Source organism: Pseudarthrobacter sp. P1, from assembly GCF_050156935.1.
Lineage (GTDB): Bacteria > Actinomycetota > Actinomycetes > Actinomycetales > Micrococcaceae > Specibacter.
On the sequence record NZ_CP189584.1, the window covers coordinates 2,163,244 to 2,189,258 of the forward strand.

Annotated in this window: 23 protein-coding genes and 1 tRNA gene; 8 read left to right on the forward strand and 16 right to left on the reverse strand. The window is 69.7% G+C overall.

The features are described 5' to 3' along the window. Positions 1 to 127: 127 nt before the first annotated feature. Entirely contained in the window at positions 128 to 1,654 is a 1,527-nt protein-coding gene (locus ACQCSX_RS10210) for a PucR family transcriptional regulator (RefSeq protein ID WP_427018869.1), read from the forward strand. Between the two features lie 27 nt (positions 1,655 to 1,681). Here ACQCSX_RS10210 and ACQCSX_RS10215 read toward each other — a convergent pair whose 3' ends face one another. Further along, complete coding sequence (locus tag ACQCSX_RS10215) at positions 1,682 to 2,386, reverse strand: alpha/beta fold hydrolase (RefSeq protein WP_427018870.1); 705 nt, start codon at positions 2,384 to 2,386, stop codon at positions 1,682 to 1,684. Positions 2,387 to 2,484: 98 nt separating this feature from the next. Beyond that, on the reverse strand, positions 2,485 to 2,877 hold the full coding sequence (locus ACQCSX_RS10220; RefSeq protein ID WP_427018871.1) for a nuclear transport factor 2 family protein: 393 nt from the start codon (positions 2,875 to 2,877) through the stop codon (positions 2,485 to 2,487). Between the two features lie 182 nt (positions 2,878 to 3,059). On the opposite strand from ACQCSX_RS10220, the gene ACQCSX_RS10225 reads away from it, so the two are divergent. Both ACQCSX_RS10225 and ACQCSX_RS10230 read left to right on the forward strand, forming a co-directional pair. Further along, positions 3,060 to 3,659 (forward strand): TetR/AcrR family transcriptional regulator, encoded by a 600-nt coding sequence (locus tag ACQCSX_RS10225; protein ID WP_427018872.1) that lies wholly within the window; start codon positions 3,060 to 3,062, stop codon positions 3,657 to 3,659. Continuing rightward, positions 3,656 to 4,624, forward strand: coding sequence for a DMT family transporter (locus tag ACQCSX_RS10230; protein ID WP_427018873.1), 969 nt, complete (start codon positions 3,656 to 3,658; stop codon positions 4,622 to 4,624). The genes ACQCSX_RS10225 and ACQCSX_RS10230 overlap by 4 nt, the downstream gene beginning before the upstream one ends. A 24-nt stretch (positions 4,625 to 4,648) precedes the next feature. Here the strand turns inward: ACQCSX_RS10230 and ACQCSX_RS10235 are convergent. The 5 genes from ACQCSX_RS10235 to galU all read right to left on the reverse strand — a co-directional run bounded on the left by ACQCSX_RS10235 (position 4,649) and on the right by galU (position 8,225). Then, positions 4,649 to 4,721, reverse strand: a tRNA-Ala gene (locus ACQCSX_RS10235). 80 nt (positions 4,722 to 4,801) lie between these two features. Continuing rightward, positions 4,802 to 5,581 carry an SDR family oxidoreductase gene (locus ACQCSX_RS10240; RefSeq protein WP_427018874.1) on the reverse strand — a complete coding sequence of 260 codons (780 nt, stop codon included), beginning with the start codon at positions 5,579 to 5,581 and terminating at the stop codon, positions 4,802 to 4,804. 38 nt (positions 5,582 to 5,619) lie between these two features. Continuing rightward, a complete protein-coding gene (locus tag ACQCSX_RS10245) occupies positions 5,620 to 6,615 on the reverse strand; it encodes a hypothetical protein (protein WP_427018875.1) in 996 nt (331 codons plus the stop codon). An 88-nt stretch (positions 6,616 to 6,703) separates the two neighbouring features. Next, entirely contained in the window at positions 6,704 to 7,303 is a 600-nt protein-coding gene (locus ACQCSX_RS10250; protein WP_427018876.1) for a GNAT family N-acetyltransferase, read from the reverse strand. A gap of 19 nt (positions 7,304 to 7,322) precedes the next feature. Beyond that, positions 7,323 to 8,225: a UTP--glucose-1-phosphate uridylyltransferase GalU gene (gene galU / locus ACQCSX_RS10255; RefSeq protein WP_427018877.1), complete on the reverse strand. Its 903-nt coding sequence runs from the start codon at positions 8,223 to 8,225 to the stop codon at positions 7,323 to 7,325. A gap of 97 nt (positions 8,226 to 8,322) precedes the next feature. Here galU and ACQCSX_RS10260 point away from each other — a divergent pair, with 97 nt between their 5' ends. The 3 genes from ACQCSX_RS10260 to ACQCSX_RS10270 all read left to right on the forward strand — a co-directional run bounded on the left by ACQCSX_RS10260 (position 8,323) and on the right by ACQCSX_RS10270 (position 10,194). Then, a complete protein-coding gene (locus ACQCSX_RS10260) occupies positions 8,323 to 8,934 on the forward strand; it encodes a 5-formyltetrahydrofolate cyclo-ligase (RefSeq protein ID WP_427018878.1) in 612 nt (203 codons plus the stop codon). Positions 8,935 to 9,026: 92 nt separating this feature from the next. After that, positions 9,027 to 9,314 carry an FmdB family zinc ribbon protein gene (locus tag ACQCSX_RS10265; RefSeq protein WP_427018879.1) on the forward strand — a complete coding sequence of 96 codons (288 nt, stop codon included), beginning with the start codon at positions 9,027 to 9,029 and terminating at the stop codon, positions 9,312 to 9,314. 112 nt (positions 9,315 to 9,426) lie between these two features. After that, positions 9,427 to 10,194 carry an RcpC/CpaB family pilus assembly protein gene (locus ACQCSX_RS10270; RefSeq protein WP_427018880.1) on the forward strand — a complete coding sequence of 256 codons (768 nt, stop codon included), beginning with the start codon at positions 9,427 to 9,429 and terminating at the stop codon, positions 10,192 to 10,194. A gap of 7 nt (positions 10,195 to 10,201) precedes the next feature. Here the strand turns inward: ACQCSX_RS10270 and ACQCSX_RS10275 are convergent, their stop codons facing one another. From ACQCSX_RS10275 to ACQCSX_RS10305, 7 genes are all read right to left on the reverse strand, one after another. Then, the gene (locus ACQCSX_RS10275) at positions 10,202 to 14,221 is read right to left on the reverse strand and encodes a DUF4011 domain-containing protein (protein WP_427018881.1); all 4,020 of its coding nucleotides are present in this window, start codon (positions 14,219 to 14,221) and stop codon (positions 10,202 to 10,204) included. Between the two features lie 109 nt (positions 14,222 to 14,330). Next, the gene (gene guaA, locus ACQCSX_RS10280) at positions 14,331 to 15,920 is read right to left on the reverse strand and encodes a glutamine-hydrolyzing GMP synthase (RefSeq protein ID WP_427018882.1); all 1,590 of its coding nucleotides are present in this window, start codon (positions 15,918 to 15,920) and stop codon (positions 14,331 to 14,333) included. Between the two features lie 75 nt (positions 15,921 to 15,995). Further along, a complete protein-coding gene (locus ACQCSX_RS10285; RefSeq protein WP_427018883.1) occupies positions 15,996 to 16,472 on the reverse strand; it encodes a DUF3817 domain-containing protein in 477 nt (158 codons plus the stop codon). Then, a complete protein-coding gene (locus ACQCSX_RS10290) occupies positions 16,473 to 17,360 on the reverse strand; it encodes an SURF1 family protein (RefSeq protein WP_427018884.1) in 888 nt (295 codons plus the stop codon). 52 nt (positions 17,361 to 17,412) lie between these two features. After that, positions 17,413 to 17,904 (reverse strand): PTS sugar transporter subunit IIA, encoded by a 492-nt coding sequence (locus ACQCSX_RS10295; protein ID WP_427018885.1) that lies wholly within the window; start codon positions 17,902 to 17,904, stop codon positions 17,413 to 17,415. A gap of 51 nt (positions 17,905 to 17,955) precedes the next feature. Continuing rightward, complete coding sequence (locus ACQCSX_RS10300) at positions 17,956 to 19,695, reverse strand: glycerol-3-phosphate dehydrogenase/oxidase (protein WP_427018886.1); 1,740 nt, start codon at positions 19,693 to 19,695, stop codon at positions 17,956 to 17,958. A gap of 114 nt (positions 19,696 to 19,809) precedes the next feature. Next, positions 19,810 to 20,934, reverse strand: coding sequence for a GuaB3 family IMP dehydrogenase-related protein (locus tag ACQCSX_RS10305; protein WP_427018887.1), 1,125 nt, complete (start codon positions 20,932 to 20,934; stop codon positions 19,810 to 19,812). 230 nt (positions 20,935 to 21,164) lie between these two features. Between ACQCSX_RS10305 and ACQCSX_RS10310 the strand changes: the two genes are divergently transcribed. After that, positions 21,165 to 22,739 (forward strand): IS1182 family transposase, encoded by a 1,575-nt coding sequence (locus ACQCSX_RS10310; RefSeq protein ID WP_427015623.1) that lies wholly within the window; start codon positions 21,165 to 21,167, stop codon positions 22,737 to 22,739. 198 nt (positions 22,740 to 22,937) lie between these two features. Here ACQCSX_RS10310 and ACQCSX_RS10315 read toward each other — a convergent pair whose 3' ends face one another. Both ACQCSX_RS10315 and ACQCSX_RS10320 read right to left on the reverse strand, forming a co-directional pair. Beyond that, entirely contained in the window at positions 22,938 to 23,972 is a 1,035-nt protein-coding gene (locus tag ACQCSX_RS10315) for a BtrH N-terminal domain-containing protein (RefSeq protein WP_427018888.1), read from the reverse strand. Positions 23,973 to 23,981: 9 nt separating this feature from the next. Beyond that, on the reverse strand, positions 23,982 to 24,914 hold the full coding sequence (locus ACQCSX_RS10320) for a DMT family transporter (protein WP_427018889.1): 933 nt from the start codon (positions 24,912 to 24,914) through the stop codon (positions 23,982 to 23,984). A 72-nt stretch (positions 24,915 to 24,986) separates the two neighbouring features. Between ACQCSX_RS10320 and ACQCSX_RS10325 the strand changes: the two genes are divergently transcribed. After that, positions 24,987 to 25,931, forward strand: coding sequence for a LysR family transcriptional regulator (locus tag ACQCSX_RS10325; protein ID WP_427018890.1), 945 nt, complete (start codon positions 24,987 to 24,989; stop codon positions 25,929 to 25,931). Positions 25,932 to 26,015 lie beyond the last annotated feature (84 nt).

Consider the following 26,015-nt stretch of genomic DNA (forward strand, 5'->3'; position numbering starts at 1 on the left):
CCTCAATCATTGGTGATCCACGTCACGAAACCCATTCGCACATTGACTACAAAAAGCGATGGCTCTTATACATTTGTCTAAGCGGCCGGGGACGGCCCTGCCGCGACACCAATGAAGGAGCGATGGCGTGGCGATTACTGTTGCGGAGCTGTTGGCCGAGCCCCAGCTTGGGTTGACCCTCATGGCGGGCTCCAACGGTTTGGAGAACCGCATCTCATGGGCGCACACGTCCGACCTGCCGCGGCTGTGGGAATGGGTCACCGGCGGCGAGATCATGATGACCAATGGCTTGTCCATCCCGCCGGATGCCGCCGGGCAGGTGGAGTTGGCGAAATCCCTGGTCAAGGCTGGAGCCAGCGCCCTGGCCATCGGGGAGAAGATGCACGCCCCGGAGCTTCAACCCGGCTTCCTGGCTGCCTGCGACTCGCTGGCCCTGCCGCTGATCAATGTCCCCTATCCCCTGCCGTTCATTGCCATCGCCCGGACCGTTGCCGAGGCCTCCTTGCTGGAGGAATCCCGCAGGCTGCGCCAGACGGCCAGGATCTACGACCTCCTCAAGATGCCGGAGACGTCCGGAAATCCATGGCAAAGCCTGCTGGACGGCGTCGCCGCCGAGGTGGGCTCAAAGTTGTTCGTGGTGGACAGGAGGTGCCTGCATCCCTGGCATCCCGACGGCGAGGCGCTGCCCGGGCCACTGCTCGCCGGCATCGAACCGCTGGCCATCAACCGGTCCAGCAGCACCAAAACGTTCCAGTGGCATATGGTCGGCAGCCAGCACATGTTGATGGTGGACATCCCGACACACACCAATGCGCTGCTGGTGGTGCTGCCCGAATCCCAGCCGCACCCCGACGCCGTCGTGCTGCTCCATGCCGCCACGGTCTTGGGCCTGGAACTGTCCCGGACGGTCCTGGCCTTGGAAGGCCAGCGGCGCATGGGTGCCGAGTTCCTGCTGCAGGCGTTCGAAGACCGGTACGGCATAGCAGAAATGGAAAGCCGCCTGTCCAGCTTCGGCATCCCGGCACGAAAGTTCCTGGTGCTTTCCATGTCCAGCGACGACGAAGACCAGCTGGCGGATGTCCATCTGGAACTGTGGCGCCACGGATTCCCGGCCGTATGCGTCCGCAGGTCCACCAAGCTCCACGCCATTGTCTCCGCAGCGTGCCCCATGGACATGCTGCGCCACGCGGTCCGGCCGGACGCCAGGATTGGGGTGAGCGCACCCTCCACTGCCAACGATCTCAAGCAGGCCTTGCAGGAATCCCTGTGGGCACTGGGAACGGCCGGAAACGGCACCGATCAACTGGTGCGCTACGCCGACGGCCCGTCGTGGCTGGGGCTGACCAGCCATGAGCAGGGAGCGGCGATAGTCCAACGCCTGCTGGGCCCGATCCTCGACTACGAGCAGGGCCGGCAACCCGATCTCCTTCTCACCCTGAAGACCTACCTCGAACTCCAACGCTCATGGGCCAAGACGGCCGCGGCCCTCTTCACGCATCGGCAGACCATCATCTACCGGATCCGGAAGATCGGCGAGCTGACCGGCCTGGACATGGCCGAAACGTCCACTGTGGCACAGCTCTGGTTTGCCCTGCAGATCCATGACGCCATGGACGGCCAGGGCGGGTTGGGAAAGTCGCCGCTGCCGCAATGACCACCGCCGCTGCGGTGCCGGAACCGCCTATCCCGTACGGTCGACGGCGGCAAGAATGGCCGCGCCAAGCTCAGCCGGCCGGGTGAACTGGGGCCAGTGCCCCGTCGGCAGGTCCACGTACTCGACGTCGCGGATGCGGGCGAGTTCGGCCACGAACGGGTGGCCGGCCTCGATCCATTCGGTGAGCATGGACGACGGGAACTCACACGCGATGACCGTGGCCGGAACCTCGTAGCGGCGCTCGTCGTGCAGGTGCTGCCGGTCGTAGGCTACGCCCCGCGGCTGCGGAATGGCGCGCGCCCGGAACGCGGCGCGCAGCCCGTCGTCCAGGTCCACGAGGTCCTCCGCCTCGAAGCCTTCCCACGGTGGGAGCGGCACGTCGTCGCCCTCGGCCGGCAGCTGGTCATTGATCGCGCCGCCCTCGCCGAGCGGACCACTGTCCACGTACACGGCGCGGGCAATCCTGTCCGGGCGCGCATCAACCACGCCGTGGATGATGGCCCCACCGCCGGAGTGGCCAACGAGGACCACCGGCCCGTCCACAGCGTCAACCGCCCCGACGACGGCATCGATGTGGTCACGCAGCCCGATGCCGGCGCGCGGGGCGTCAAGGGACTCCAGCCCTGGCAGCGTCAGAGGGTGGACCGCGTGCCCCGCGGCAACGAGCGGCGGGGTGGCCTGGGACCACGACGACGCGTCCAGCCAGAACCCGGGAACCAAGATGATGTCCATGCCGGTACCCTACGCCGCCGCCTGCGCGCCTGCAGTGATCCGGCGCCGGATCTCACGCCGCATGGTCGGCGGGCGCCAACGGCACGTCCGGCCCACGGCTACTCCCAGAAAGCATCGCCGTTCGCCGTGTTGTCGAAGAACTCCCGGCCCTCGGTGATCTTGCCGTTGCTCACCTTGAAGGCGAGTGCGCCGTCGGTGTCCAGGGTCTTGCCATTGTTCTCGGCGTGGTTGTGCTGGAGCGCGACCACGCGGGTCTCCCCGCCGAAGACCTCGTCGAGGGCCACGTTCAGGCTGCCGCCGGAGCGCGTCCCCAGCTCGCCGAAGTACGCCAGGATCGCGTCACGGCCCTCCTTGGCCCCCGACAGCACGCCGCCGCCGGCAACATGCCAGACGGCGTCGTCCGTGAACAGTTCGCCCAGCGTCGCCAGGTCGCCTGCGATGAAGGCCTCGTATCCGCGCCGGACCAGTTCAACATTTTCCTCGGTTGCCATCTCGGGCACCTCTCCGTCATTATCGTCGCGTCAATAGGGACGGTTTAAGGCTATTCCCGGCCTCAGGGCTTGTCGATGGCTCCCGGACGGCCTGCGCCGAACGGTCATCGGAGGGTGGCCTTGCGGCAAATTTTAGGTAGACTTGTCTACCTAGTATTGATGGAAGAAGCGAGGAACCCCCGATGGGCCAAAAGACGACGGCGCCGACACCCCGGCACAGGCCCGCCCGCGATCGGATCCTTGAGGCGGCGGCGCGCCTGTTCTATGCCGACGGCATGGGCGCGACGGGCATCGACACCATCACCGCCGAAGCCGGCGTAGCAAAGATGAGCCTCTACAACAACTTTTCCTCGAAGGCCGATCTGGTGGCGGCCTATCTCCAGGCGCGGCACGAGGAATGGCTGGGGCTGTACCGTGCGCGGCTGGAGCAGGCATCCACTCCACGCGGGCGGGGGCTGGCCGTCTTCGACGCCTATGCCGACCATGCCGGACTGGCCTACGAGCACGGCTTCCGCGGCTGCGGGCTGCTGAACGCCGCGGCCGAGCTGCCCGCCGGCGATCCGGGGCGGGCGGTGGTCCGCCGACACAAGGAGGACGTTGAACAGCTGCTCGCGGACCACCTGGCCGAGCTGCTGCCCGGCCACCCGGACAGGGCACGCGCCGTGGCCGAGCATCTTTCCCTTGTGCTGGAGGGATCGATGGCCCGCGCCGGATTGGAGGGCGACAGCCGGCTGCTGCAGCGCGCACGGCGGATCGCCGCGGACCTGCTGGAGAACGTGTGAACGGGACCCGTCTGGCGGGCGCGGGATGGGGCGCGTTCTTTGTGCTGGCTGCATCGGTCCTGTGGGGCACCACCGGCACCGCGGCGACGTTTGCGCCCGGCGTCGGGCCGCTGGCGATTGGCGCCGCGGCGATGGGCCTGGGCGGGCTGCTCCAGGCCCTCACCGCCGCACGCTCGATAGCCAGCGCCCGTCCGGCCCTGCGCGCACAATGGCCCGTCGTGGCCCTCGGTGCGGCCGCCGTCGCGCTGTATCCGCTGGCCTTCTACTCCTCGATGCATCTGGCAGGCGTGGCCGTGGGGACAGTTGTCTCCATCGGCTCGGCACCCCTGGCCTCGGCCGTGGTCGAACGGATCGTTGACGGGCACAGGCTCACCGTCCGCTGGGCGGTTGGCGCAGGGCTCGGGCTGGCGGGCACGGGCCTGCTCTGCCTGGCGGAGGCTGGCGACGGCGGCACCGGGGCCGGAATCCGGAGCGTGGGGTCGACGACGGCGGGGATCGGCCTGGGCCTGGTGGCCGGGTTCACCTACGCGCTCTATTCCTGGGCCGCGCACCGCCTGATGAACCGGGGCATTGAGTCCCGGGCCGCCATGGGCGCCGTCTTCGGCCTCGGCGGCCTGCTGCTGATGCCGGTGCTCGCGGCCACCGGCGCCCCGCTGCTGGCCTCGTGGTCCAACGCAGCGGTTGGCGGCTACATGGCCCTCGTGCCCATGTTCGCCGGGTATGTGTTGTTTGGCTGGGGGCTGGCGCGGGTGCGTGCAAGTACGGCCACGACACTCTCGCTGGTGGAACCTGTCGTCGCGTCGGCGCTGGCCGTCGCCGTCGTGGGCGAACACCTGCCCGCCCTGGGCTGGGTGGGTGCAGGGCTGGTGGTCGGCAGCCTGGTGGTCCTGACGGTCCCCGTGCGGTTCCGCAATGAAAATGCCACCGCTTCCGCATTCCGCCCCCGGTACAGCGGGCGCAGATAGCGGAAGCGGTGGCAGAAACCGCGGTGGAGCTAAGGGGATTCGAACCCCTGACCTCTTCGATGCGAACGAAGCGCGCTACCAACTGCGCCATAGCCCCGCGGCAACTGTGTCGCCGGTCTCATTAGCCTATAACTTTCAACGTTTGCGTGTCCAAACGGCGCGCCCGCACCGGCGCTGCTAGCGCGATTGCGTCAGCCAGTCGGTGAATCCGAGGGTCCCGACGGCGTGGTTGGGCACCAGGTTGCGGCCCTCGCGGAGGAAGCGGCCAAAGGCGCCGGGAAGCGGGAGCGGGACCACCAGGCCCCGGCGCCCGGTGGCGGCCTTCCACTGCCGGGCCAGCTCGGCCATGGTCGCGACGGCGGGTCCGCCGGCGACGACGCGGGAGGCCACGGCGGCGGGGGCCAGGGCGGCATCCACCAGCACCCGCGCCACGTCCGCCGTCGCAATGGGCTGGAAGGAGACACCGCGGAAGGCGGGGACCAAGCCCACCGTGGCGCCGGCGGCGAAGATCCCGGCCACCAGGTTGTGGAACTGCGTAGCGAAGACCACCGTGGCGGGCAGAGCGGCGGAGGCATACAGCGCGGCCCGGGCTGCCTGTGCCTGGTAGTAGGACATGGCGCACTGGTCGGCATTGACGATGGAGAGCAGCACGGCCCGCTGCACGCCCGCGGACGCGGCCAGCAGGGCGGAGGTGGTGGCCGGCAGGGCCTTGAGCGCCGCGCCCGAGCGGGCATCGAGGGTCTCAATGAGAACATCGACGCCGGCCAGGGCCTCGGCCAACCCCTCCCCCGTGGACACATCGGCCCGGGCATAGGCGGCTCCGGCCACAAAGCGCGGGGACGATGCCGGGGGGATGTGCCTGCTGATGACCCGCACCTCCAGGCCGCGGCCAAGGCATTCGGCGGCAACGGCCCGGCCGGCGGTGCCGGTTCCCCCGGCCACGGCGATCAAGACCATGGGAACTCCCTGCGACGGTGCGGCGGTGGGATCAAGCCTTAGACGCGGCGGCGCTGCAGCACGTCGTCGAGGTTGCTCAGGCCGTGGGCCGGGCGGGCCTTGCCGGCCGGAGGCAGCGGCGCGGAGGAGGTGGAGGCCACCACAACCTTCTTGGCCGTGGGGTCGTCGGCTCCGGCGCCAACGCCGGCGAGGTCGGCCTTGATGGAGGTGACGGCGGTGGCCTTCGGGGCCTCCGGCAGTTCCAGCGGGGCGGGCTCGGGGCGGTCGGCCTTGGGTGCGGCCACGTAGCCGGGGGCCGGGATCTCAATGGGCTCCCAGGCAACGGTCTCGGTGTGCGCCAACTTGGCATCGGCGGTACCCTTGGCCGCAACGGCCAAGGCGGCCTGGCGGAGGTCGGCCGCGGTCAGCGGCTTGGGCGCCGGCTCGGCGGGCGCGGCCACGGTGTCGGCGCCGTCAAAGACGGTGGTTGCGGGTTTGGCCGCGGGGGTGGACGCCGGCGCAGCGGCGGCCGGTGCCGCCGTCGTCGTGGATCCCATCGCGTCCTGGAAGGCGCGGGAGAGCCTGCGGCGGCGGTCGCGCACGGCCAGGGCACGCAGCACAAAGAGCGTGCCGGCAAACAGGATGAAGGCGCCCAGCGGTACCAGGCCGGACACGGCGCCCAGCAGGCGTCCAATGCCGGTGATGGCGGCTGTGGGCAGGGCGAGCAGCCCCACCAGGGCCAGAGCGGTGCGGCCGTAGCGGATCTTCAGCGGAGCGGGGCGCAGCAGATCCGGCACCGGTGCGTCGTCGGAAACGCCGGCGCCGTGGGCGGAGGAGGTGTTGCGTTCCATCGTTTTCTCCTGCAACTGCATCGACTCCATGGCCATCGCGCCGTGCATGCGCGGGGCAGGTGCGGCGGCCGGAGCCGCCACGGGTTCAGCAAAGGACACGGCGCCGTCCGTTGCCAGGTGGTCCCGGCGGCGGCGCAGCGCCATGGGCGCCACCCAAACCAGCCACAGGGCGACAGCAATCAGCACGATCACTGAGGTATTCAAGGGCGCGTCCACGGTTCAACCCTAAAGGTGATTCATGCCGCGTAGGGCATTAGTTCGCGGTGTGTCGCGAGGTACACCGGGAATTGCGTCAGCGGTTGCGCAGCCAGCGGTCCAAAAGGCCTCCAGGGACCTCCTCCGCGGTGAGCGCAAAGCTCTCGTGGTCCGCCCAGGCACCATTGATGTGCAGGAACCGCGGGCGCCGGCATTCATGGCGGAAACCCAGCTTTTCCACCACCCGCAGGCTGGGCGCATTCTCCGGCCGGATGTTGATTTCCATCCGGTGCAGGCCCAGGGTGCGGAAGCAGTGGTCCGTGGCCATGGCGACGGCGGTCGGGGCGATCCCCCGGCCGGCCCGGTCCTGGTCCACCCAATAGCCCAGGGTGGCCATCATGGCCGAGCCCCAGACGATGGAGGAAACCGTCAGCTGGCCCACCAGCCGGGGCTTGGCCTCGGTGGGGATGCGCTCGGTGATGACAAACGGCAGCGCTGTGGCGGCCCGGGCCTGCTCATTGAGCGCCCGGACCATCCCACCAAAGGTGGGCAGCCCACCGCCGGGGCTGGGGTTGCTTGCCTCCCACGGTGCCAGCCACGCGGCATTTCGGCCGCGGACTTCGGTCCAGGCCGACTTGTCGCGGCGCCTGATGGGGCGCAGCACCAGGTCCCCGCACTCCAGCGTCACAGGCCACATGGGCAGCCCCGCCACCGCGCTACTTGGGCAGCTGTGCGGTGAACTCGCCCAGCCAGCTGCGCAGGTCCGAGCCCAGTTCCTCGTTCTCGCAGGCCAGGGTCACCACTGCCTTGAGGTAGCTGAGCTTGTCGCCGGTGTCGTAGCGGCGGCCGCGGAAGACGACCCCGTACACGCCGCCGCCCTCGCCCTCCCGGGTGGCGAGGGTCTGCAAGGCATCGGTCAGCTGGATCTCGTTGCCGCGTCCCGGCGGCGTGTTTTCGAGGACCTCGAAGACGGAGGGGTGCAGCACGTAGCGGCCGATGACGGCCAAGTTGGAGGGCGCTTCCTCAATCGAGGGCTTCTCCACCAGCTGGTTGACGCGGACGTAGCCCTCGCCGTCGATGGCGGTGATGTCCGCGCAGCCGTACGAGGAGATCTGGGACGGCTCCACCTCGATCAGGGCCACCACCGATCCGCCGGTCTTGGCCTGGACCTCGATCATGGTGGTCAGGAGGGGATCGCGCTCGTCGATGAGGTCATCGCCCAGCAGCACGGCGAAGGGCTCGTTGCCCACGTGGGTCTTGGCGCGCAGCACTGCGTGGCCCAGGCCCTTGGGGTCGCCCTGGCGGACGTAGTGGATCTCGCCGAGGTCGGTGGCGTGCTGGACGGCGGCGAGGCGCTCGTCGTCGCCCTTCGCCTCGAGCAGCTGCTCCGTGACCGGCACCCGGTCAAAGTGGTCCTCGAGGGCGCGCTTGTTGCGTCCGGTGATCATCAGGACATCCTCCAGGCCGGCACTGACGGCCTCCTGGACGACATACTGGATGGCAGGCTTGTCAACGACGGGCAGCATTTCCTTCGGCATCGCCTTGGTGGCGGGCAGGAATCTGGTCCCCAGCCCGGCGGCAGGAATTACGGCCTTGCGTACACGTGGTGCGGAAGTCATTGTCCTAGGCTACTTGACATAGAGCACACTCTCGCTGAGGCGTGGGCTGAACGAACCACGGCATTTCGTGCCTACCCCGGCGCGCAAGGAGAATTTCATGCTGACCAAAGCCGAACTGCGCCGCCAATTGCGGGCGCGCCGGGCGTTGATGGACGACGGCGAACGCTCGCTCGCCGGCGAGGCCCTGGCCGCACGGGGGCTCGCCTGGGCCAAAGCGCTGCCTGCCCACGGTGCCCGCCCGGCGGTGTGCGCCTTCATCTCCATGGGTGCAGAGCCTCCCACCTCACCCCTGCTCCACCGGCTGCACACCGAGGGATTCCGGGTGCTGGTCCCGGTGTGCGAGCCGGGATTTGCACTGAGCTGGGTCCATTGGCGCCCGGGCATTGCCCTGGCACGCAGTCCGCTGGCCCCGGTCAACGAGCCCGCGGGGCACCGCACCCTGTTCGCGCACCTGGACGGCGTTGCGGGCATCCTGCTCCCGGCACTGGCCACGGACCGCGCGGGCAACCGGCTGGGCCAGGGCGGCGGCTACTACGACCGGTTCATGGCCACCTTCGGGCACGGCACCAGCCGCCCCGCCACAGCGGCCCTGGTCTATTCACATGAGGTGCTGGCACCGGGGAAGCTGGCCCACGATGCCCTGGACCGCCCGGTGGACGGGGCACTGACGCCGGACGGCTGGCTGATCGCTGCCAGAGAACAGCTTTAAGCAGATGGTAGAATTGGCACTCTGGGCCTTGGACTGCTAACGAACGCCTGTTGCAGACATCGCCCTGATGCGCGCTCCCAGGAGGAAAACCAGTGCCAACCTACGCATACGCCTGCAAGGACTGCAGCCACGCCTTTGACATCGTGCAGCAGTTCAGCGACAACTCCCTGACGGTCTGCCCCGAATGCGAGGGTGCACTGCGCAAGAAGTTCAACTCCGTGGGTGTGGTCTTCAAGGGCTCCGGTTTCTACCGCACGGATTCGCGCGACGGCAAGGGCGGCGCCGTATCGGCCGCTGCGCCGGCCGCTGCGCCGGCCACCGCGCCGGCCGCTGCACCCGCCCCGGCCAAGGCTCCGGCCACCGCCGCCGCAGCCAGCTAGACTCCCCCGGCCGCCCACCGCGGCCCCCTGCACAGCCGCTGCACACCGGCGGCTGCCGCACATTCCCCACCCCCCTGTGGCTGGCCCGCGCCCCGGCGCCTAGCCTCGCTGCATGGGACTCTTTGGCCGGCCACCCCGGCAGACCGGTTGGCAGCACACGCCGATGCTTCCGGGCGGGCTGTCAATGCGCGGCGCCCCTCCCCTGCACCGGGTGGGGCGCCTGCTGCGACGCCGCCGCAGGCTTGCGGCGGCCCTGCTGCTCTGTGCCGCCGCCGCGCTCACTGTGGCCCAGCTGACCCCTTCCCCTTTGGACCTCTCCACCGTGCTGGTGGCGTCCAGGGACCTCGGTGCCGGGACCGTCTTGGCGGCCGCCGATCTGGTGCCGGCCAACATTCCGCCGCATGCCGTGCCGGACGCCGCCTTCACCACACCCCAGGCACTGGTGGGCAAACAGCTGGCGGGGCCGGTGCGCCGCGGGCAGATCCTGACGGATGCCTCATTGCTGGGCGCCGGACTGCTGGTGGGGACTCCGCCCGGCAGCCAGGCCGTTCCGGTGCGGCTGGCCGATCCGGCAACAATACGGCTCCTCGCCCGCGGGCAATTGGTGAACCTGGTGCTCAGCAGCACCAGCGGGGCCTTGGATACGGCCGCCAACGAGCTGCTGGCGCAATCCGTGCCGGTACTGTGGACAGCCGGGACGGAGCCGCCGGCGTCAGCGCTGGTGCCCGCCCAGGAGGCGGAAGGGCTGCTCGTGGTGGCGGCAGGACCGGAGGCGGCCCTGCGGCTGGCCGGCGCGTCGGCACGGGGAAAGATCTTCCTGGTACTGGTGGACGCGCCGCCGGCCCAGCCCCTGCCGGACCGCGGCGAAACCGGTGGCTAGGCCCCGGTCAGCCCCAGTGCGGCGGTTTCTGCTCGCGCAGCCATTCGTCGTGGTTGCCCTCCGGGCTGTCGCCCCACTGCTGGGGGTCGTCCTCGGCCGCCACCTTGGGCAGCACGGGTGCGGGATCACTGGCGGGGGTCTCTGGGGTGGTGCCCACAGCGGGTACTTCCTCTTCTACTGCTTCGGGGTGGTGCTCAGGCGCCGGGACCACGGGCCTGGACGTGGTGTCCAGCGGCGTGCCCAGCAGGGACGGTGCCTCGTTGTCGGCCAGGGCCGGGGACAGCCCCAGATAGCCGCCAATCTGGTCCGCACAGGTGGAGGGATCGGTGAAGACCTCGATGGTCCACAGCGGCATGTAGCGCCAGCCCAGCTTCTCGAGCATCTGCGGGCGCAGCCGGCTGCGTTCGCGCACGCTCATCAGGCGGTACTTGGCCGATCCATCCGACTCGACGGCCACGGGGGCAGGGATTTCATGGTCCGCCCGGCCGAGGTTGGACACGGGGTCCGGCGCGGCCACGATGTCCAGGGCGCCGTCGTAATGGTGCCAGACCCGGGCGCCGCGGGCGCGCAGGCGCTCGGCCAGATCGGCCACCAGCGGATCCTCGCCCTCGGCGGCCTCGCTGGCCGCTGCGCGGGAGGCGGTGGTGCCCAGCAACGAGTTGCCGGCCAGCTCGCGGTCCAGCAACTCGTAGAAGTCCACGGCGCCGTAGCTCAAGCGGGTGGGATCCAGATCCTCGGGGCGGAAGCAGGTCAACACATGCAGGTGGTTCCGGGCGCGGGTCATGGCCAGGGCGAATTTGGCCCGGCCATCGGGCTCGGAGAGCGGGCCGAATCCGTGCAGGGCGCGCCCGTGCGGGGTGCGGCCGAAGCCCAGCGAGAAGATGACGTGGTCGCGCACCAGGCCCGCGGCGCGGTCGATGGTGACCACCCGGAAGGACTCCGGGCCGGACTCGAAGAAGTCGCCCAGCAGCGGATGGTTGGGCATCTGCATGCGGATGGCCTGGGCCACGCGCACGGCGTGGCGTTCGCTGGCGGTGATGACCACCAGGGACTGGCGGGGGCGGACCCGGGCGTGTTCAAAGACGAGGTCCACCACGCGGTTGACCTCGGCCACGACGGACTCCACACCGTCGGTCCCGGTGCCGGGCAGGCCGGTGCCGTCGGGCAGGTAGTCCACCACGAGGGAGCGTTCCAGACCGGTGACCACGCGGCCGTCCGGCAGGCGCTCCAGCTGGCCGTCGTAGAAGCCGCTGCTCAGCTGCAGGACCAGGTCCTCGTCCACGGCCCGGTAGGACACCGTGAGGCGGTGGCGCGGCAGCACGCGGGACAGGGCGCCAAAGATGCTCTCCAGCGGCTGCTCCAGCCCGGGGGCCGGGGCAGCGGTGGAGACGGTGAAGGCGCGCGGGCAGGCCGTCTGCTCGTCGCCGAAGGCCACCACCTGGCCGGCGCGGGCCAGAGCCGGCAGCGCCGCCTGCAGGGACGTCGATTCCGCATCCAGCAGGACCACTGCGTCAAAGCGGTGGCCGTCGGGAATGACGGAGGGCAGCACCAGCGGGCTGGCGGTGAAGACGGGCACCAGGTTGGCCAGCAGGTCCGGCGTCTGCAGCGCCAGTGCCTCCAGCGTCACCCGGCCATCCTTGAGCAGCACGCGCAGGTGCTCGGCCTGGCGGTTGCGGCCGCCGACAATGGCGTTCCATTCCCGGGCCAGCTTCCAGCGGATCCGGGCGGAGCCACTGGCGACATGGGCCTGGTCGGCCAGGCGGAATTCCGCCTCCAGCCGGCGCAGGCTCTCGCCGTCGGACATGGCCAGATAGTCATCGCCGCTGATCATCGCTTCCAGTGCGGACTGCCACCAGGCCAGCTCCAGCTCGGTGCGCGTTTCGGCCGGGCCAACCTCGCGGCTGGCCAGATCGTCCAGCAGCTCGCCGAGGCCGTGCTCGCGCATGCTTTCCAGCAGCAGCGTGCGCTCCGGCAGCGTCTCCAGCGTCTCCTTGTCGGCGGCCAGGGCCGCAAGCCGGGCGGTCAGTTCGGGGTGGATGGTCTCGGCCAGGCGTCCGCCGTCGGCCGTGCGGGCCAGCGCCGTGCCCAGGGCGGCCAGGTCGGCGCCCAGCTCCTTGTACGTCTGGTTCAATTCGGCCAGCCCGGACGGGACGGCCGGGTGGCGCTGGGTGGTGGCGAAATCGGCCCACTGGGCGCGCTGCTCCTGCACCATCGACAGGGATACGTGCAGATCCGATATGTGCACGCCGGGGCGCACATATTCCTTGGCCACGCGGCGCAGCCGGGAGCGCTGCATGGCGGGCATTTCCAGGTTCTTCTCCCGCCGCCAGGTGGAACTGGCCGTGGCGGAGATCAGGTCCGTCACCGGGCGGTCGAAGATGTCCGGGGTGAACTTGTCCAGGCTTTCGCGTACCGCCACCAACAGCGTGAGCTGCTCGCCCCACTGGGCGAAGGTGGTGCCGCGGCGGATCTCGGCGTAGTCGGCCACGGCGTCCATCTTCTGGATGAATGCCGGCAGCCTCTCCAGCAGGCCCTGGGCCAGTGCCCAGGCCTCCTCGGTTTCCTTGCGGGTCAGCAGCCGGGCCCCGTGCCAGGGGCTGGAGGTGGCGGCATGGCTGAAGCTGCCCAGCTCCGCGGCACGGCGCAGGCGCCCGGCCAGCTCGTCGCGGTCCCCGATGCTGTCCAGCACGCTGCGTTTGAGCCGCACGGTGGTGGCCGGTGCCGGGTGGATGGAGGTCAGCTCGGCCAGCGACTGCATGGCCTGGTACGGCGAGCAGCCCCAGCGGTCGCGGACGTTGTGCAGGCTGGCCACGTGGTCCACCAGCTGGTGCCGGTGGTCGCTGAGGGTGCGGTGCAGATTGGTCAGCGCCGGCTCGGTGGCCTTCTCATTGCGCATGATGGAGCGCACCAGCTGGGATTTGATCTGCTGCGGCCCGGTCTGGGCACTGAGCTGGAGCAGCAGCGAATCCAGGCCGAGGCCGGAATAGCGCTGGGCGAACTCGTTCAGGGTGGCACGGCGCTCCCCCACCACCAGCACTGTCTTGCCGTCATGGACCAGCGCGGCGACGGCGTTGATGGCCGTCTGCGTCTGGCCGGTGCCGGGCGGGGTGGAGACCAGCACGGATTCGCCGGCACGGATCAGGTCCAGCACGTACTGCTGCTGGGGGTCGGCGTCCACCACCAGCAGTTCCTCGGCCGGGGTGCGCTTGTCCAGGCCGGTGAAGCGCTCGGCGTCGGCCGTGAGCTCCACCGGCAGGACCTCGCCGGCACCGCTGCGGCGCAGCGCCTCGATGAGCTCGTTGCCGGCCATCAGGGCCGGATCGTTCAGGTTTTCGGCCAGGTCGGCAAAGGTGGAGACCAGCAGCTGGTGCTCCACGGTGGCCTGCGGGACGCCGGCCAGCAGCACGCGCAGCCGCTCCAGCACGGGTGCCGGGTCAAAGCGGGCGGTGCTGTAGGCCAGCCGGGCCATGGCCGGGCCGTCCACGGTGACGTTGTGGGCACGGTCCAGGTGGCGGACCAGGGCGGGGTTGATCCGGGCCTGTTCGGTGAGCTGGAGTTCGTAGTCGTCCTGTCCGGGACGGGCGGTGAGCGTGACGGCGGTCAGCAGCACCGGGGCGCTGATGCCGTCGTTGGCACCGCGGGAGGTGCCGGGCCAGCTGACGACGCCGGCCGCCAGGTAGCCGACGTCGATGCCCCGGTCGGTGCTCAATTCGAAGATTTTGGTGCGCAGTGTGCCCGCGGCGCGCAGCGCGGCACTGTAGTGGCCGGCGTCGCGGATCAGCGTGGACAAGCGCGTGCGCCGTCCGGTCAGCAGCTGGGCCAGTCCGGAAGGGTGCGCGTGGGTGAGGTCAATGGTGCCCTTCACCGTGGGGGTGAACGCCAGCAGCGTGTCGGGGCCGGCGTAGGCATCCAATCCGGCCAGCCATGTGCGAAGCTCCGCAGAGCCTTCTTTCTGGCTGACTTCCTCGGGCACTTGAGCCTTCTTCTCTACGCTGCTTGAGCGGAACGAACGGGACCATACGGGCATGCTTTCCAAGCTATCCCGCCGGTGGGAAAATGCCGAAACGGCACACTGGGGAGCCGCAAAAAACGTCCAAATCGGGCGATCATTGCGGACTCCCCAGCGGCCTAGGCTGCTACTCCCACTCGATGGTTCCCGGGGGCTTGGACGTGACGTCCAGAACAACCCGGTTGACGCCGTCCACTTCGTTGGTGATGCGGTTGGAAATGCGGGCCAGCAGATCGTACGGCAGACGTGACCAGTCGGCCGTCATGGCGTCCTCGCTGGAGACCGGGCGGAGCACGATCGGGTGGCCGTAGGTGCGGCCATCGCCCTGCACGCCCACGCTGCGGACATCGGCCAGCAGCACCACAGGCATCTGCCAGACCTCGTTGTCGAGGCCGGCCGCGGTGAGCTCGGCGCGCGCAATGGCGTCGGCCTTGCGCAGCAGCTCCAGCCGCTCGCCGGTGATCTCCCCGACGATGCGGATGCCCAGGCCGGGTCCGGGGAACGGCTGGCGTCCCACGATCTCGGCGGGCAGGCCCAGCTGGGCGCCCACGGCACGGACCTCGTCCTTGAACAGTGCGCGCAGCGGCTCAACGAGCTCGAAGCGCAGGTCCTCGGGGAGGCCGCCCACGTTGTGGTGGCTCTTGATGTTGGCAGCACCCTCGCCGCCGCCGGACTCGACGACGTCCGGGTACAGCGTGCCCTGGACCAGGTACTTGATCTCCTCGCCCTCCGCAGCGGCGGCGGCCATGATGGCGCGCTCGGCCTCTTCGAAGGCGCGGATGAACTCGCGGCCGATGATCTTGCGCTTGGTCTCCGGGTCGGAGACGCCGGCCAGGGCGGACAGGAAGCGTTCCTGCTCGTTGGCCACGTACAGCTTGGCACCGGTGGCGGCGACGAAGTCGCGCTCCACCTGCTCGGCCTCGCCCTCGCGCAGCAGCCCGTGGTTGACGAACACGCAGGTCAGCTGGTCGCCGACGGCGCGCTGGACCAGGGCGGCGGCGACGGCGGAGTCAACGCCGCCGGAGAGGCCGCAAATGACCTTGGCGTCGCCGATCTGCTCGCGGATGCGGGCAACCTGCTCCTCGAGGATGTTGCCGGTGGTCCAGTTGGGCGAGAGCTTGGCGCCCTTGAAGAGGAAGTTCTCCAGCACGGCCTGGCCGTCGGTGGAGTGCTTGACCTCGGGGTGCCACTGCACACCGTAGAGGCCCTTTTCCTCGTTGGCGAAGGCTGCCACGGGGGCGCCATCGGTGCTGGCCAGGACGTCAAAGCCGGCCGGGGCCTGCTGGACGGAATCGCCGTGGCTCATCCAGGCGATCTGGTGGTCGGACGTGCCGGCCAGGATGGACCGGACCTCCCCCACCATGGAGACCTCGGTGGCGCCGTATTCGCGCAGCCCGGTCTCGGCGACGGTTCCGCCCATGGCCGCGGCCATGGCCTGGAAACCGTAGCAGATGCCGAAGACCGGCACACCGGCCTCGAAGAGGTCGGCACCGACGGACGGGGCACCCTCGGCGTAGACGCTGGAGGGTCCGCCGGAGAGGATGATGGCAGCTGGGTTCTTAGCCAGCAGCTGCTCGGTGGTAAAGGTATGCGGCACGATTTCCGAGTACACATTGGCCTCGCGCACACGGCGCGCAATCAACTGGGCGTACTGGGCTCCGTAGTCCACAACCAGGACGGGCTTCTGCGAAGTCTGGGCCGTAGCGGGGGTAGTCACCCTTCAATGTTAACCCAAGCGGCCACCGCACTGCTGTGCGGTGGCCGAGGTCACGTTGCTGGCTTCCGGTGGCGCTCAGTAGCGCTTGGTCGCCTGCGGGTGTGCTGCCAGCTCGGCCAGCGCCTGCTTGTGGATGCGGCCCTCCAGGAAGAAGGAGAGCAGCGGCACCACACCGCCCAGGGCGATCAGGATGAACTTGCCGAACGGCCAGCGCATCAGGGACCACAGGCGGAAGTCCGCAATCAGGTACACCACGTACATCCAGCCGTGCACAATCAGCACGGTGGTGGAGATGTTGAGCCCGCCGGTGACCAGGGCGGCGCCGTCCTGGAGGTGGACCAGGCCGAAGCCGTGCGCGGCACCGGTCAGGGTGTCGGTGCCGCCGGCGATCAGGACCGAATTGAAGGCGTAGCGGACCACCAGTTCGATGGTCAGCAGCAGCAGCATGGAGCCGGTGGCGTAGGCCAGCACCTTGTAGAAACTCAGGGCGGACTGGATCTGTGCCGGGGTGCCGGCAAACCGGCGCTTGGCGGCCTTGGGGGTGGTGGTCACTTAGCTTGCCTCGTTGCTTTCCTTGGTGGCGGGGATGCCGGGGGTTTCGGGGTCGGGGTCCGGCGCATCGCCGCCGGAGCCGCTGGCGCCGCCGGAGCCGAGCGCGTCGAGCGCGTCCTGGGCGTCTTCCTGTCTGCGGCGGTAGTCATCGCCCACCAGGCGCCACCAGAGGAAGACGGCGAATCCGGCGAAGACCACCCATTCGATGGAGTAGAAGATGTTCAGCCAGTTGACCTGGACGCCGTCCGGCTGGGCCGTCACGGTGATCTTCTTCAGAGCACCGGAGCCTGCTCCGACGTCGGTGCCGTTGGCGGTGACGGAGTTGGCCACGACAAAGGCCGGGTAGCTGCTGGTCTGCCAGAGGTTCACCAGCTCGGCCGTGGACAGGGCCGACACCTGCCCCGCGGGCAGGTCCGGTGTGGCGGTGGGCGCCTCGGCGGGGATCAGCCGGCCGCCCAGGGTGAGCGGGCCCGACGGCGGGGCGCTGGCCTGGGCGGGGTCGGCGACCCAGCCGCGGGCCACCGGGATGACCATCGCGGCGCTGGCGCCCTGGCCGGTGAGGACCGGAGCACCGTCCACCACGAACGCCGTGACCACCCAGAAGCCAAGCACCTTGTCCTGCAGCCGGGACTGGACGATGACCTGCTTTCCGGCATCGAAATGGCCGGTGGCGGTAACCAGCTGGTCCGCGGCGGTGGCGGGCAGCGGCACGCCGGGCTTGAGCGTGGCGGTGAGTGGTTTGACGGTTTCCGTCACGGCGGGAGGAGTCACATCCTGCTCGACGGAGCGGGAAAACTGCCACTGGCTCAGGAGCACAAAGACCCCGGATACGGCCAGTGCAAGGACCAGCGCGGCTATCCAACGAAGCTTCAGGGCGGTTTTCAACACCCCTTAAGGGTACTTCTCCCGGCTGTAGAACTCCCAATGCCTGCCACGGGGCCTAGTGGTCGAAGAAGACCAGAGTCGAATTGATGAGCTCCGCAATGACCTCGGCGTCGTGGGCGCGGCGCAGGGATTCACGGAAATTCTCCTTCGACAGGGAACGTGCCAGTGTGGCCAACACCTCAAGGTGCTCGGAGAAGGAACCGGCCGGGGTGGCGATCAGCAGGATCACTGTGGCCGGCCCGTCCATGGCGCCAAAGTCCAGGCTGTGGCCGAATTTGGTGATGCCCACGGCGATGGAGGTTTCCTTGACGTAGTCGCTGCGGGCGTGCGGCAGGCCGATGCCGCCGGGCAGGCCGGTGGCCAGCTGGTGCTCGCGGGCGTTGACGTGGCGCAGGAAGCCGTCCAGATCGGTGACGCGGCCGGAGTCGAACAGCCGCTTGGCCAACTGGGCCGAGGCATCCTCCCTGGATTCGGCCTCCATTTCCAGGATCACCAGATCGGGTGTGGTCAGCTCGGTGTCGTAGCGTTTCAGTGAATCCGGTGCCATGGATGCCTTTCGGGCGTGGTTGTGTGCCGGTGGAACCGGATGCGGGCCGCGCTAGCGCAGCGGGACGATGTCCGGCGCGCCCAGCCGGGCGGCGTCGGCCGATTCGTCGTCGGGCTGCTGCTGGCTCAAGCGTTCGGCCTCCACCCGGGCCAGGTAGTTTGCCACTTCGTTTTCCTGCTGCTCGGCACTCCAGCCCAGAATGCCACCCATCAGTCTAGCGACAACGGGTGCCGCGGCGACGCCGCGGTCCCAGGATTCGATGGAGATCCGGGTGCGCCGGGTCAGCACATCCTGCACGTGCAGGGCGCCCTCGTGCGAGGTCGCGTAGACCACCTCGGCCTCGAGGTAGTCGTCGGCGCCCGGCAGCGGGTTGCCCAGGGCGGCGTCGGCCTCGATCAGCCCCAGCACCTCGTCGGCCAGCGATCCGTACCGGTTGAGCAGGTGCTCCACCCGGGCCACATGGATCCCGGCGTCCTCCGCCGTCCTGTTGCGCCTGTTCCAGGCCGCCTTGAAGCCCTCGGCGCCCAGGAGCGGGATGGTCTCGGTGCAGCTGGCCGGGACCTTTTCGTCAAGGGTCCTGGTGGCCTCGTCGATGGCGTCCTTGGCCATGACCCGGTAGGTGGTGAACTTTCCCCCGGCCACCACCACCAGGCCGGGCACCGGATGCGCCACCACATGCTCGCGCGAGAGCTTCGCGGTGGAATCGTTCTCCCCCGCCAGCAGCGGGCGCAGTCCGGCGTAGACGCCCTCCACGTCCTCGCGGGTGAGCGGGCGCTTGAGCACCTTGTTCACATGCTCGAGCACGTAGTCGATGTCCTGGCTGGAGGCCGCGGGATGGGCCTTGTCCAGCTTCCAGTCCGTATCCGTGGTGCCGATGATCCAGTGCCGCCCCCACGGGATGACAAAGAGCACCGACTTTTCGGTGCGCAGGATCAGGCCCACCGTGGACTGGAAACGGTCCCGCGGCACCACGAGGTGGATGCCCTTGGAGGCGCGGACCTTCAACTGCCCGCGGTCGGTGACCATCGCCTGGGTTTCATCCGTCCAGACGCCTGTGGCATTGACCACCTGCTTGGCGCGGATCTCGAACTGGCTGCCGTCCTCCTGGTTGTGCACCCTCGCACCCACCACGCGCTCGCCCGCCCGCAGGAAGTCCACCACCTTGACCCGGTTCACGGCATGGGCCCCGTAGCCGGCGGCCGTGCGGACCACATTGGCCACCAACCGCGCGTCGTCCACCTGGGCGTCGTAGTAGCGGATGGACCCGATCATGGCGTCATCCTTGAGGCTGGGTGCCGCACGCAGGGTCCCGCGCCGGCTCAAATGCTTGTGCATGGGCACACCGCGGCTGTTGCCACTGGTCATGCCCAGAGTGTCGTAGAGCAGGATGCCGGCGCCGATATAGGGCCGTTCGATATAGCGCTTGCTCAGCGGATAAAGGAAGGGCACGGGGCGGACCAGGTGCGGGGCGATGCGTTGGATCAGCAGCCCGCGTTCCTGCAGCGCCTCGGTGACAAGGGCAAAGTCAAGCATTTCCAGATAGCGCAGGCCACCGTGGATGAGCTTGGAGGAGCGCGACGACGTGCCCGCCGCCCAGTCGTTGGCCTCCACGATGCCCACGCTCAATCCGCGGGTGACGGCGTCCAGCGCGGCACCGGCACCCACCACGCCGCCGCCCACGATCAGGACGTCAAGTTCGGCGCCGGGCTCGGAGGTGGCCTTCAGGGCGGCCAGTGATGCGGCCCGCGCTTCGGGTCCCAGAACGGATGAGGGGCGGGACGTGGGCAGCATGGTGGACCTCCAAAGAAGTGCAACGTAGTGGTGTGAAAACCATACGTCCTCCTCTCCCCGAACGGGAGGGGCACCTTCGGTGGAGGCCACCGGCGGGGCCTGCGCCCCTGCGGCCTACTTGGAGACGACAACCTCCACGCGCTGGAATTCCTTGAGGTCGGAGTATCCGGTGGTGGCCATGGCCCGGCGCAGCGCGCCGATCAGGTTGGCGCTGCCGTCGGCCTGGTGGGCCGGTCCAAAGAGGACCTCCTCCAGCGAGCCCACGGTGCCCATCTTGACCCGGTCGCCGCGGGGCAGCTCCGGGTGGTGCGCCTCGGCGCCCCAGTGCCAGCCGCGCCCCGGGGCCTCCTCGGCACGGGCCAGGGTGGCACCGAGCATGACGGCGTCGGCGCCCATGGCGATGGCCTTGATGATGTCGCCGCTGGAGCCCAGGCCGCCGTCGGCGATCACGTGCACATAGCGTCCGCCGGACTCGTCCATGTAGTCGCGGCGGGCCGCGGCGACGTCGGAGATGGCACTGGCCATGGGCGAGCGGATGCCCAGGGCGCGGCGCGTGGTGGTGGAGGCGCCGCCGCCGAAGCCGACCAGGACACCGGCAGCACCGGTGCGCATCAGGTGCAGGGCCGGGGTGTAGCCGGCCGCGCCGCCCACGATGACGGGGACATCGAGCTCGTAGATGAACTGCTTGAGGTTCAGCGGCTCGGTGGTCTTGGAGACGTGCTCGGCGGAGACGGTGGTGCCGCGGATGACAAAGATGTCCACGCCGGCGGCGACAACGGTCTTGTAGAACTCCTGCGTGCGCTGCGGAGTCAGCGAACCGGCCACCGTGACGCCGGAGGCGCGGATCTCGGCCAGACGGGAGGTGATGAGCTCGGCCTGGATGGGGGCCTCGTAGAGCTCCTGCATCCGGCGGGTGGCGGAAGGATCCTCGGCGGAGCCCTTCAGCGCGGCGAGCTCGTCCAGCACCGGCTGCGGGTCCTCGTAGCGGGTCCACAGACCCTCGAGGTCGAGCACGCCCAGGCAGCCCAGCTGGCCCAGCGCAATGGCCGTGGCCGGGGACATGACGGAGTCCATCGGGGCACCGATAACCGGGGTCTCGAACTGGTAGGCGTCGATCTGCCACTTGACGGATACATCGTTGTGGTCGCGCGTACGGCGCGAGGGGACAATCGCAATGTCATCCAGGGTGTACGCGCGGCGTCCGCGCTTGGCGCGGCCAATCTCAATCTCGTAAGTCACTGCACTAGCCTATCCCAGCGGCCGCCGGCTCTCCCAAGCCGTGTCGACGGGCAGTGGGGCGGGCGGCGGGGCACGGGGTCGGATCGGCGCCGCCGGGATCCTAGCCCAGCAGCGCGGTGGGCGCACGGGGTGGGATCGCCGCCGCAGGGATCCTAGGACTGTGCTGAACAATTTGGGTGGTTTAAGGCGCGCCTGCTGGACTTCGGGTCCTGGTCCTTAAGACTGGATGCATGCAAGGAATTGAAGAGGCCCAGCGCGGGTATTTGGATGTGGAGGCGCTGGCCGGGGAGCTGTTGGCCCCGGGGAGTGCCTACGCGTTTCTGGCCGGGCACCGCTCGGAGCTTTTCCCGGACTCGATGATGGAGGACCTGTTTCCCTCCACCCGGGGCAGGCCCTCGATCCCGGCCGCGGTCATCGGCACCGTCCTGGTCCTGCAGGCCCTGGAGGGTCTCTCGGACCGGGCCGCCGCCGAAGCCTTGACCTTTGACCTGCGGTGGAAGGCCGCCTGCGGGTACGGGCTGACCGAGACCGCGTTCCATCCCACGGCGCTGGTGCATTGGCGCAACCGCCTGCGCGGCAGCAGCAACCCGCACCGCATCACCGAAGCCGTCGCCCAGGTCATCACCGCGACCGGTGTCCTCACCGGCCGGCACCGCCGGGCGGTGGATTCGACCGTGTTCGCCGATGCGGTGGCCCGGCAGGACACCATCACCCAGCTGATTGCCGTGATCCGCCGTTTCGGCAGGGCCATGGAGCACGGGGCCACGCTCATGGCGGTCCATGCCACCTCCTACGATTACTCGCACGTGGGCAAGCCGGACATCGCCTGGGACGACAAGGAAGCGAAGGACGCCCTGGTCTCGGGGCTGGTCACCGACGCCCTGGCCCTGCTTGGCGCGGTGGATCCCGACACCCTGGAAGAAGACTCGCCGCAGGCGCAGGCCTACGTGCTGCTGGCGTTGGTTTCGGGCCAGGACGTGGAGCCGGCCGAGGGTTCCGACGGCACCGACGGGCGGTGGCGGATCGCCCGGAAGGTCGCCCGGGACCGGATGGTCTCCATCGTGGATCCCGAGGCCAGGCACGCGCACAAGTCCCGCTCGGTGATGATGGACGGGTTCAAGGGACACATCATTGCCGAACCGGAAACCGGGCTCTACACCAGCGCCGTGATGACCCGGGCCGCCGGCCCCGGTTCCAGCGACGCGGAGGCCGGAATCGGGCTGGCCGCCGCCGATCCGACCATGAAGGATACGGAGGTTGACTACCAAATGCTTGGCGATTCGGCCTACGGCTCCGGGCCCATGCTCGAACACCTCGACGGGGCCGGGCACCAGGGGCTGGTCAAGCCCAGGCCGCTGCGCCCGGCAGTGCCCGGCGGCTACGACCTGGACGACTTCACCCACGACGAAGCAAAGAACACGCTCACCTGCCCCAAAGGTGAGGTGCGCACCATCAGCGCCAGAGGCAACGTGAACTTCGGCACCGCCTGCAAGGCCTGCCCGCTGCGGGAGAAATGCACCACGGCCAAGGGCGGGCGCAAGGTCGTCATCACCGTCCACCACGCCCGCCAGCGCGCCCACCGGGCCGCCGCCCTCGAGCCCGGGTTCCGGCACGACTACCGGGCCCACCGGCCCCTGGTGGAACGGTCCATCGGCTGGCTGGTCGCCGGAGGCAACCGGGCCCTGAGATACCGGGGAGTTGAAAAGAACAACGCCTGGCTGCAGGTCCGCACCGCCGCGCTGAACCTCCGGCGACTCCTGAAACTGGGCCTCACCCGCCACAACGGGGCCTGGGCCCTGGGATAAGACCCGGAAAGGGCCCCCACCCCGGTCCTGGGCCAAATCCCAGCCGCGGGGAGCCACGAACGGAGGTACAAGGCCCGCAAAAATCACGAACCAGATCTCCGGCGATCAGAAAGGAGACCCCCAGCGGGCCGCCAAAGGCCCCGGAAAGGTGCGACAGCCAAACCCGCGGCCCCGAATTGCCCCTTGTTCAGCGCCCTCCTAGCCCAGCAGCGCGCTGGCGGCGCGGCGTTCGGCGTTGATGATTCCGCCCAGTGCCTCGGCCATGGCGGTGAAGTCCGTACCGTCCTGCGCCTCGGCCAGCTGCGCCAGCACATCCCAGCGGGGACCCCGCCCGGCATAGAGCTCCGCGGCCCGCTGCCAGGCCTGGTTTCCGGCCTCGTGCAGGAATTGTGCATACAACGGGCGCAGTGCCCCGGGTCCGCTGAACACGTTTCCGGCCAATTGCGCATGCAGCATCGCCAGAGCGCCCCGGTGCCGCCCGGGGTCGGCAAGGACGGCCGGCCAGCCGTCCCTGGTCCGGGTGTCCAGCAGCCGGGAGCGCCAGGTCTCCATGCCCCGGATGCCAAAATTCTTCGCGTAGCCGGCGGGGATTCCGGCCGGGGCCGTGTCGCTGAGCAGGGCTTGGGCCGTCTCGCGCACCGCGTCGGCGACGACGGCTGGCGTCAGGGGTGCCCCGGGCACGGGGCCGACGTGGGCCTGCCAGTGTTTGTCGGCCTTCCGGCGGGCGCGGACCGCGGCCAGCTCCGCCGCGCCAAGGTGCCGGAGCGCTCCCCCGCCGTCGTCCACCAGATAGCCGCCGCCGTCCGGGGCGGCCACCACAAGGTCCGCAGACCCCGACTCGGCCAGCAGGCCGGTCTCCACCCACGGCAGCTCCGCCGCCACCACCCGGACTGCCGCCGGGCGGCCGGTGTCCAGGGCGGCGTCCAGCCGTGCCTGGGCCAGCCGCGGGCTGGAGGTCTGGTGCACCTCGACGGCGGCGCCGGAGCATTCCAGCATGTTTGCCACGAACGGCCCGGGGTGGAAGCGCATGACCACCGAGGCGGTGGTCACCTCCTTGTAGGCAAAGGTGAAGACCATGAAGCCGATGCCGCCGCCCAGCCCCGCCAACATGGCCTCGGTGAAGGGCCGGCCCGTGAGCGGGTTGGTGCACCCGGAGGCGGCGAGCGCGCGGCTCCACAGGCCCGAATCACGGTGCTGGACCACGGTGGCGGCGTCGTAGCGGGGATGGTTCATGGCTCGATGCTACGCGGCGGCACCGCCGGGACCCGGCTGCACGGCATCTGCGTCGGCAGTGGCGGCGGCAGTGGCGGCGGCAGGCTTCCGGCGGCCGAAGCGGCCGCCGACCAGCACCACCCCGGCGATCACCACCAGCCCGCCCAGCAGCTCGGCGGCATAGGGCAGCTCGCCCAGCCAGAGGAACGCCACCAGGACGGCGACGGGCGAGACCAGGTACAGCAGCGACGTCGAGACGGCCATGGGCAGCCGTGCCACCGCGTAGCCCCAGAGGACAAACCCCAGGGCGGAGGGCAGCACGCCCAAGTACACGGCACCGGCCCAGGCGCCGGGGGTTGCGGTGGCGAGCTCGTGCAGCCCCCACGGCAGGGTGGGCAGCAGCATCGCCAGTCCGGCCACCATGGCGTACGTCGCCACCTCCATCCCGGTGTACTTCTTCAGCAGCGGCTTGGTCAGTGGGTGGTAGATGCCCTGCACCAGCATGGCGCCGACCACGATCCAGACGGGTCCGCTGATCTGCAGCCCCGAGCGCGCCACGCACACCAGCACCACGCCGGCGAGCGCCACCAGGCTGCCGGCGACCTTCCATCCGCTCAGCCGCTCGCCAAACGCCCCGACGGCGATGGCCACGCTGACCAGCGGCGCGGCAGCCACCACGATGCTGGCGGTCCCGGCGGGCACGTAGAGCTCACCCCAGTTCAGCAGGATCTGGTAGGCCGCCATGCCGAAGAACCCGCAGGCCGCGATCAGCGGCAGGTCGCGGACAGCGGGCCGGCGCACACCCAGGAAGGGTGCCAGCAGCAGCCCGGCCGCGACGGCGAGCCGGACCACGGAGAGTCCGATGGCGCCCATGGCGGGCGCGGCCACCTGGATGGCGGGGAAGGCGCTGGCCCAGAGAAGGACGACGGCGAGGCCAGCGAGGAGAACGCGGGGGTGGGTCATGGATCCAGCGTAGAAGCGGATACACCAAATAACTACTTACTTTTCCATTGGGTTTAAGTAAGGATTATTGATGTGTTGGATATCCGGAAACTGCGCATGCTCACCGAACTGGACCGGCTGGGGACCCTGTCGGCCGTGGCCGCCGCCCTGCACCTGAGCGCCCCGGGCGTCTCCATGCAGATTGCCGCGCTGGAGCGTGAAACAGGCCTGCCGCTGACCGAACGCCAGGGCCGCAATGTGGTGCTCACGCCCGCCGGCAAGCTGCTGGCCGACCACGGCCGGGACATCCTGGACCAGCTCGCCGTGGCCGGGATGGAGGCCGAGGCGTTGAAGCAGGGCTCATCGGGCGTGTACCGGCTGGCCGCCTTTGCCTCGGCGGCGCGGACGGTGGTGGCACGGGCCTATGCCCGGATCTTGGGCAGCACCGAGGCCTATCCCACGCTCCGGCTGGTGGAGCTGGAACCGCAGGATGCCCTGCCGGCACTGGCGGCCGGCGAGGTGGACGCGGCGATCACCCACGCCTACTCCAACACCATCCCGGCACTGCCCGCCGGGGTCTTCACCGTGCTGCTGGGCACCGAGCCGGTGCTGCTGGCCGCCCGCGCGGACCACCCGGCGCCGCCCGCCGGTGCGGGCCCCGTGGACCTGGGTCTGCTGGCCCGCTCGGACTGGATCATCCCGAACCGCCAATGGGCCTGCTACGACATGGTGGAGCGGGCCTGCAGCTTGGCCGGGTACGTCCCGCGCCCGGTGGCCGAGGCCACGGATTTCGCCACCCAGCTCGCCTTGGTGTCCGCAGGCGTCGGCGTTGCCCTGGTGCCGGCCCTGGCGGTGGCCAGCCTGCCGTCCAATGTGCTGCTGCGTCCGCTGGCACAGCCGGTGCGCCGGAGCCTGTACCTGGCCAGGCGCACCAGCGCCCGGGCCGACGCCGGCAGCGCACGGCTGGCAGAACTGCTGGCCGACGCCGCGCAGGAGGCCATTAGCGCAGCCGTTAACGCAGTTGCCCCGCAGCCATAAGGCGTGCGGGGCAACTTTTCAGTTCTCTGGGCCCACAAGCGCGAGGGCCCCGCCGCGAGCGTGCGAGCGCCGGGAGCGCTCTGG

Coding starts and splice junctions, on each gene's coding strand:
- ACQCSX_RS10215 (WP_427018870.1), bottom strand. CDS start 2,386: ATGGACATCATCTTGGTTCCCGGGTTCTGGCTGGACGCGTCGTCGTGG.
- ACQCSX_RS10220 (WP_427018871.1), bottom strand. CDS start 2,877: ATGGCAACCGAGGAAAATGTTGAACTGGTCCGGCGCGGATACGAGGCC.
- ACQCSX_RS10225 (WP_427018872.1), top strand. CDS start 3,060: ATGGGCCAAAAGACGACGGCGCCGACACCCCGGCACAGGCCCGCCCGC.
- ACQCSX_RS10240 (WP_427018874.1), bottom strand. CDS start 5,581: ATGGTCTTGATCGCCGTGGCCGGGGGAACCGGCACCGCCGGCCGGGCC.
- ACQCSX_RS10250 (WP_427018876.1), bottom strand. CDS start 7,303: ATGTGGCCTGTGACGCTGGAGTGCGGGGACCTGGTGCTGCGCCCCATC.
- galU (WP_427018877.1), bottom strand. CDS start 8,225: ATGACTTCCGCACCACGTGTACGCAAGGCCGTAATTCCTGCCGCCGGG.
- ACQCSX_RS10260 (WP_427018878.1), top strand. CDS start 8,323: ATGCTGACCAAAGCCGAACTGCGCCGCCAATTGCGGGCGCGCCGGGCG.
- ACQCSX_RS10270 (WP_427018880.1), top strand. CDS start 9,427: ATGGGACTCTTTGGCCGGCCACCCCGGCAGACCGGTTGGCAGCACACG.
- ACQCSX_RS10275 (WP_427018881.1), bottom strand. CDS start 14,221: ATGCCCGTATGGTCCCGTTCGTTCCGCTCAAGCAGCGTAGAGAAGAAG.
- ACQCSX_RS10295 (WP_427018885.1), bottom strand. CDS start 17,904: ATGGCACCGGATTCACTGAAACGCTACGACACCGAGCTGACCACACCC.
- ACQCSX_RS10300 (WP_427018886.1), bottom strand. CDS start 19,695: ATGCTGCCCACGTCCCGCCCCTCATCCGTTCTGGGACCCGAAGCGCGG.
- ACQCSX_RS10310 (WP_427015623.1), top strand. CDS start 21,165: ATGCAAGGAATTGAAGAGGCCCAGCGCGGGTATTTGGATGTGGAGGCG.
- ACQCSX_RS10315 (WP_427018888.1), bottom strand. CDS start 23,972: ATGAACCATCCCCGCTACGACGCCGCCACCGTGGTCCAGCACCGTGAT.
- ACQCSX_RS10320 (WP_427018889.1), bottom strand. CDS start 24,914: ATGACCCACCCCCGCGTTCTCCTCGCTGGCCTCGCCGTCGTCCTTCTC.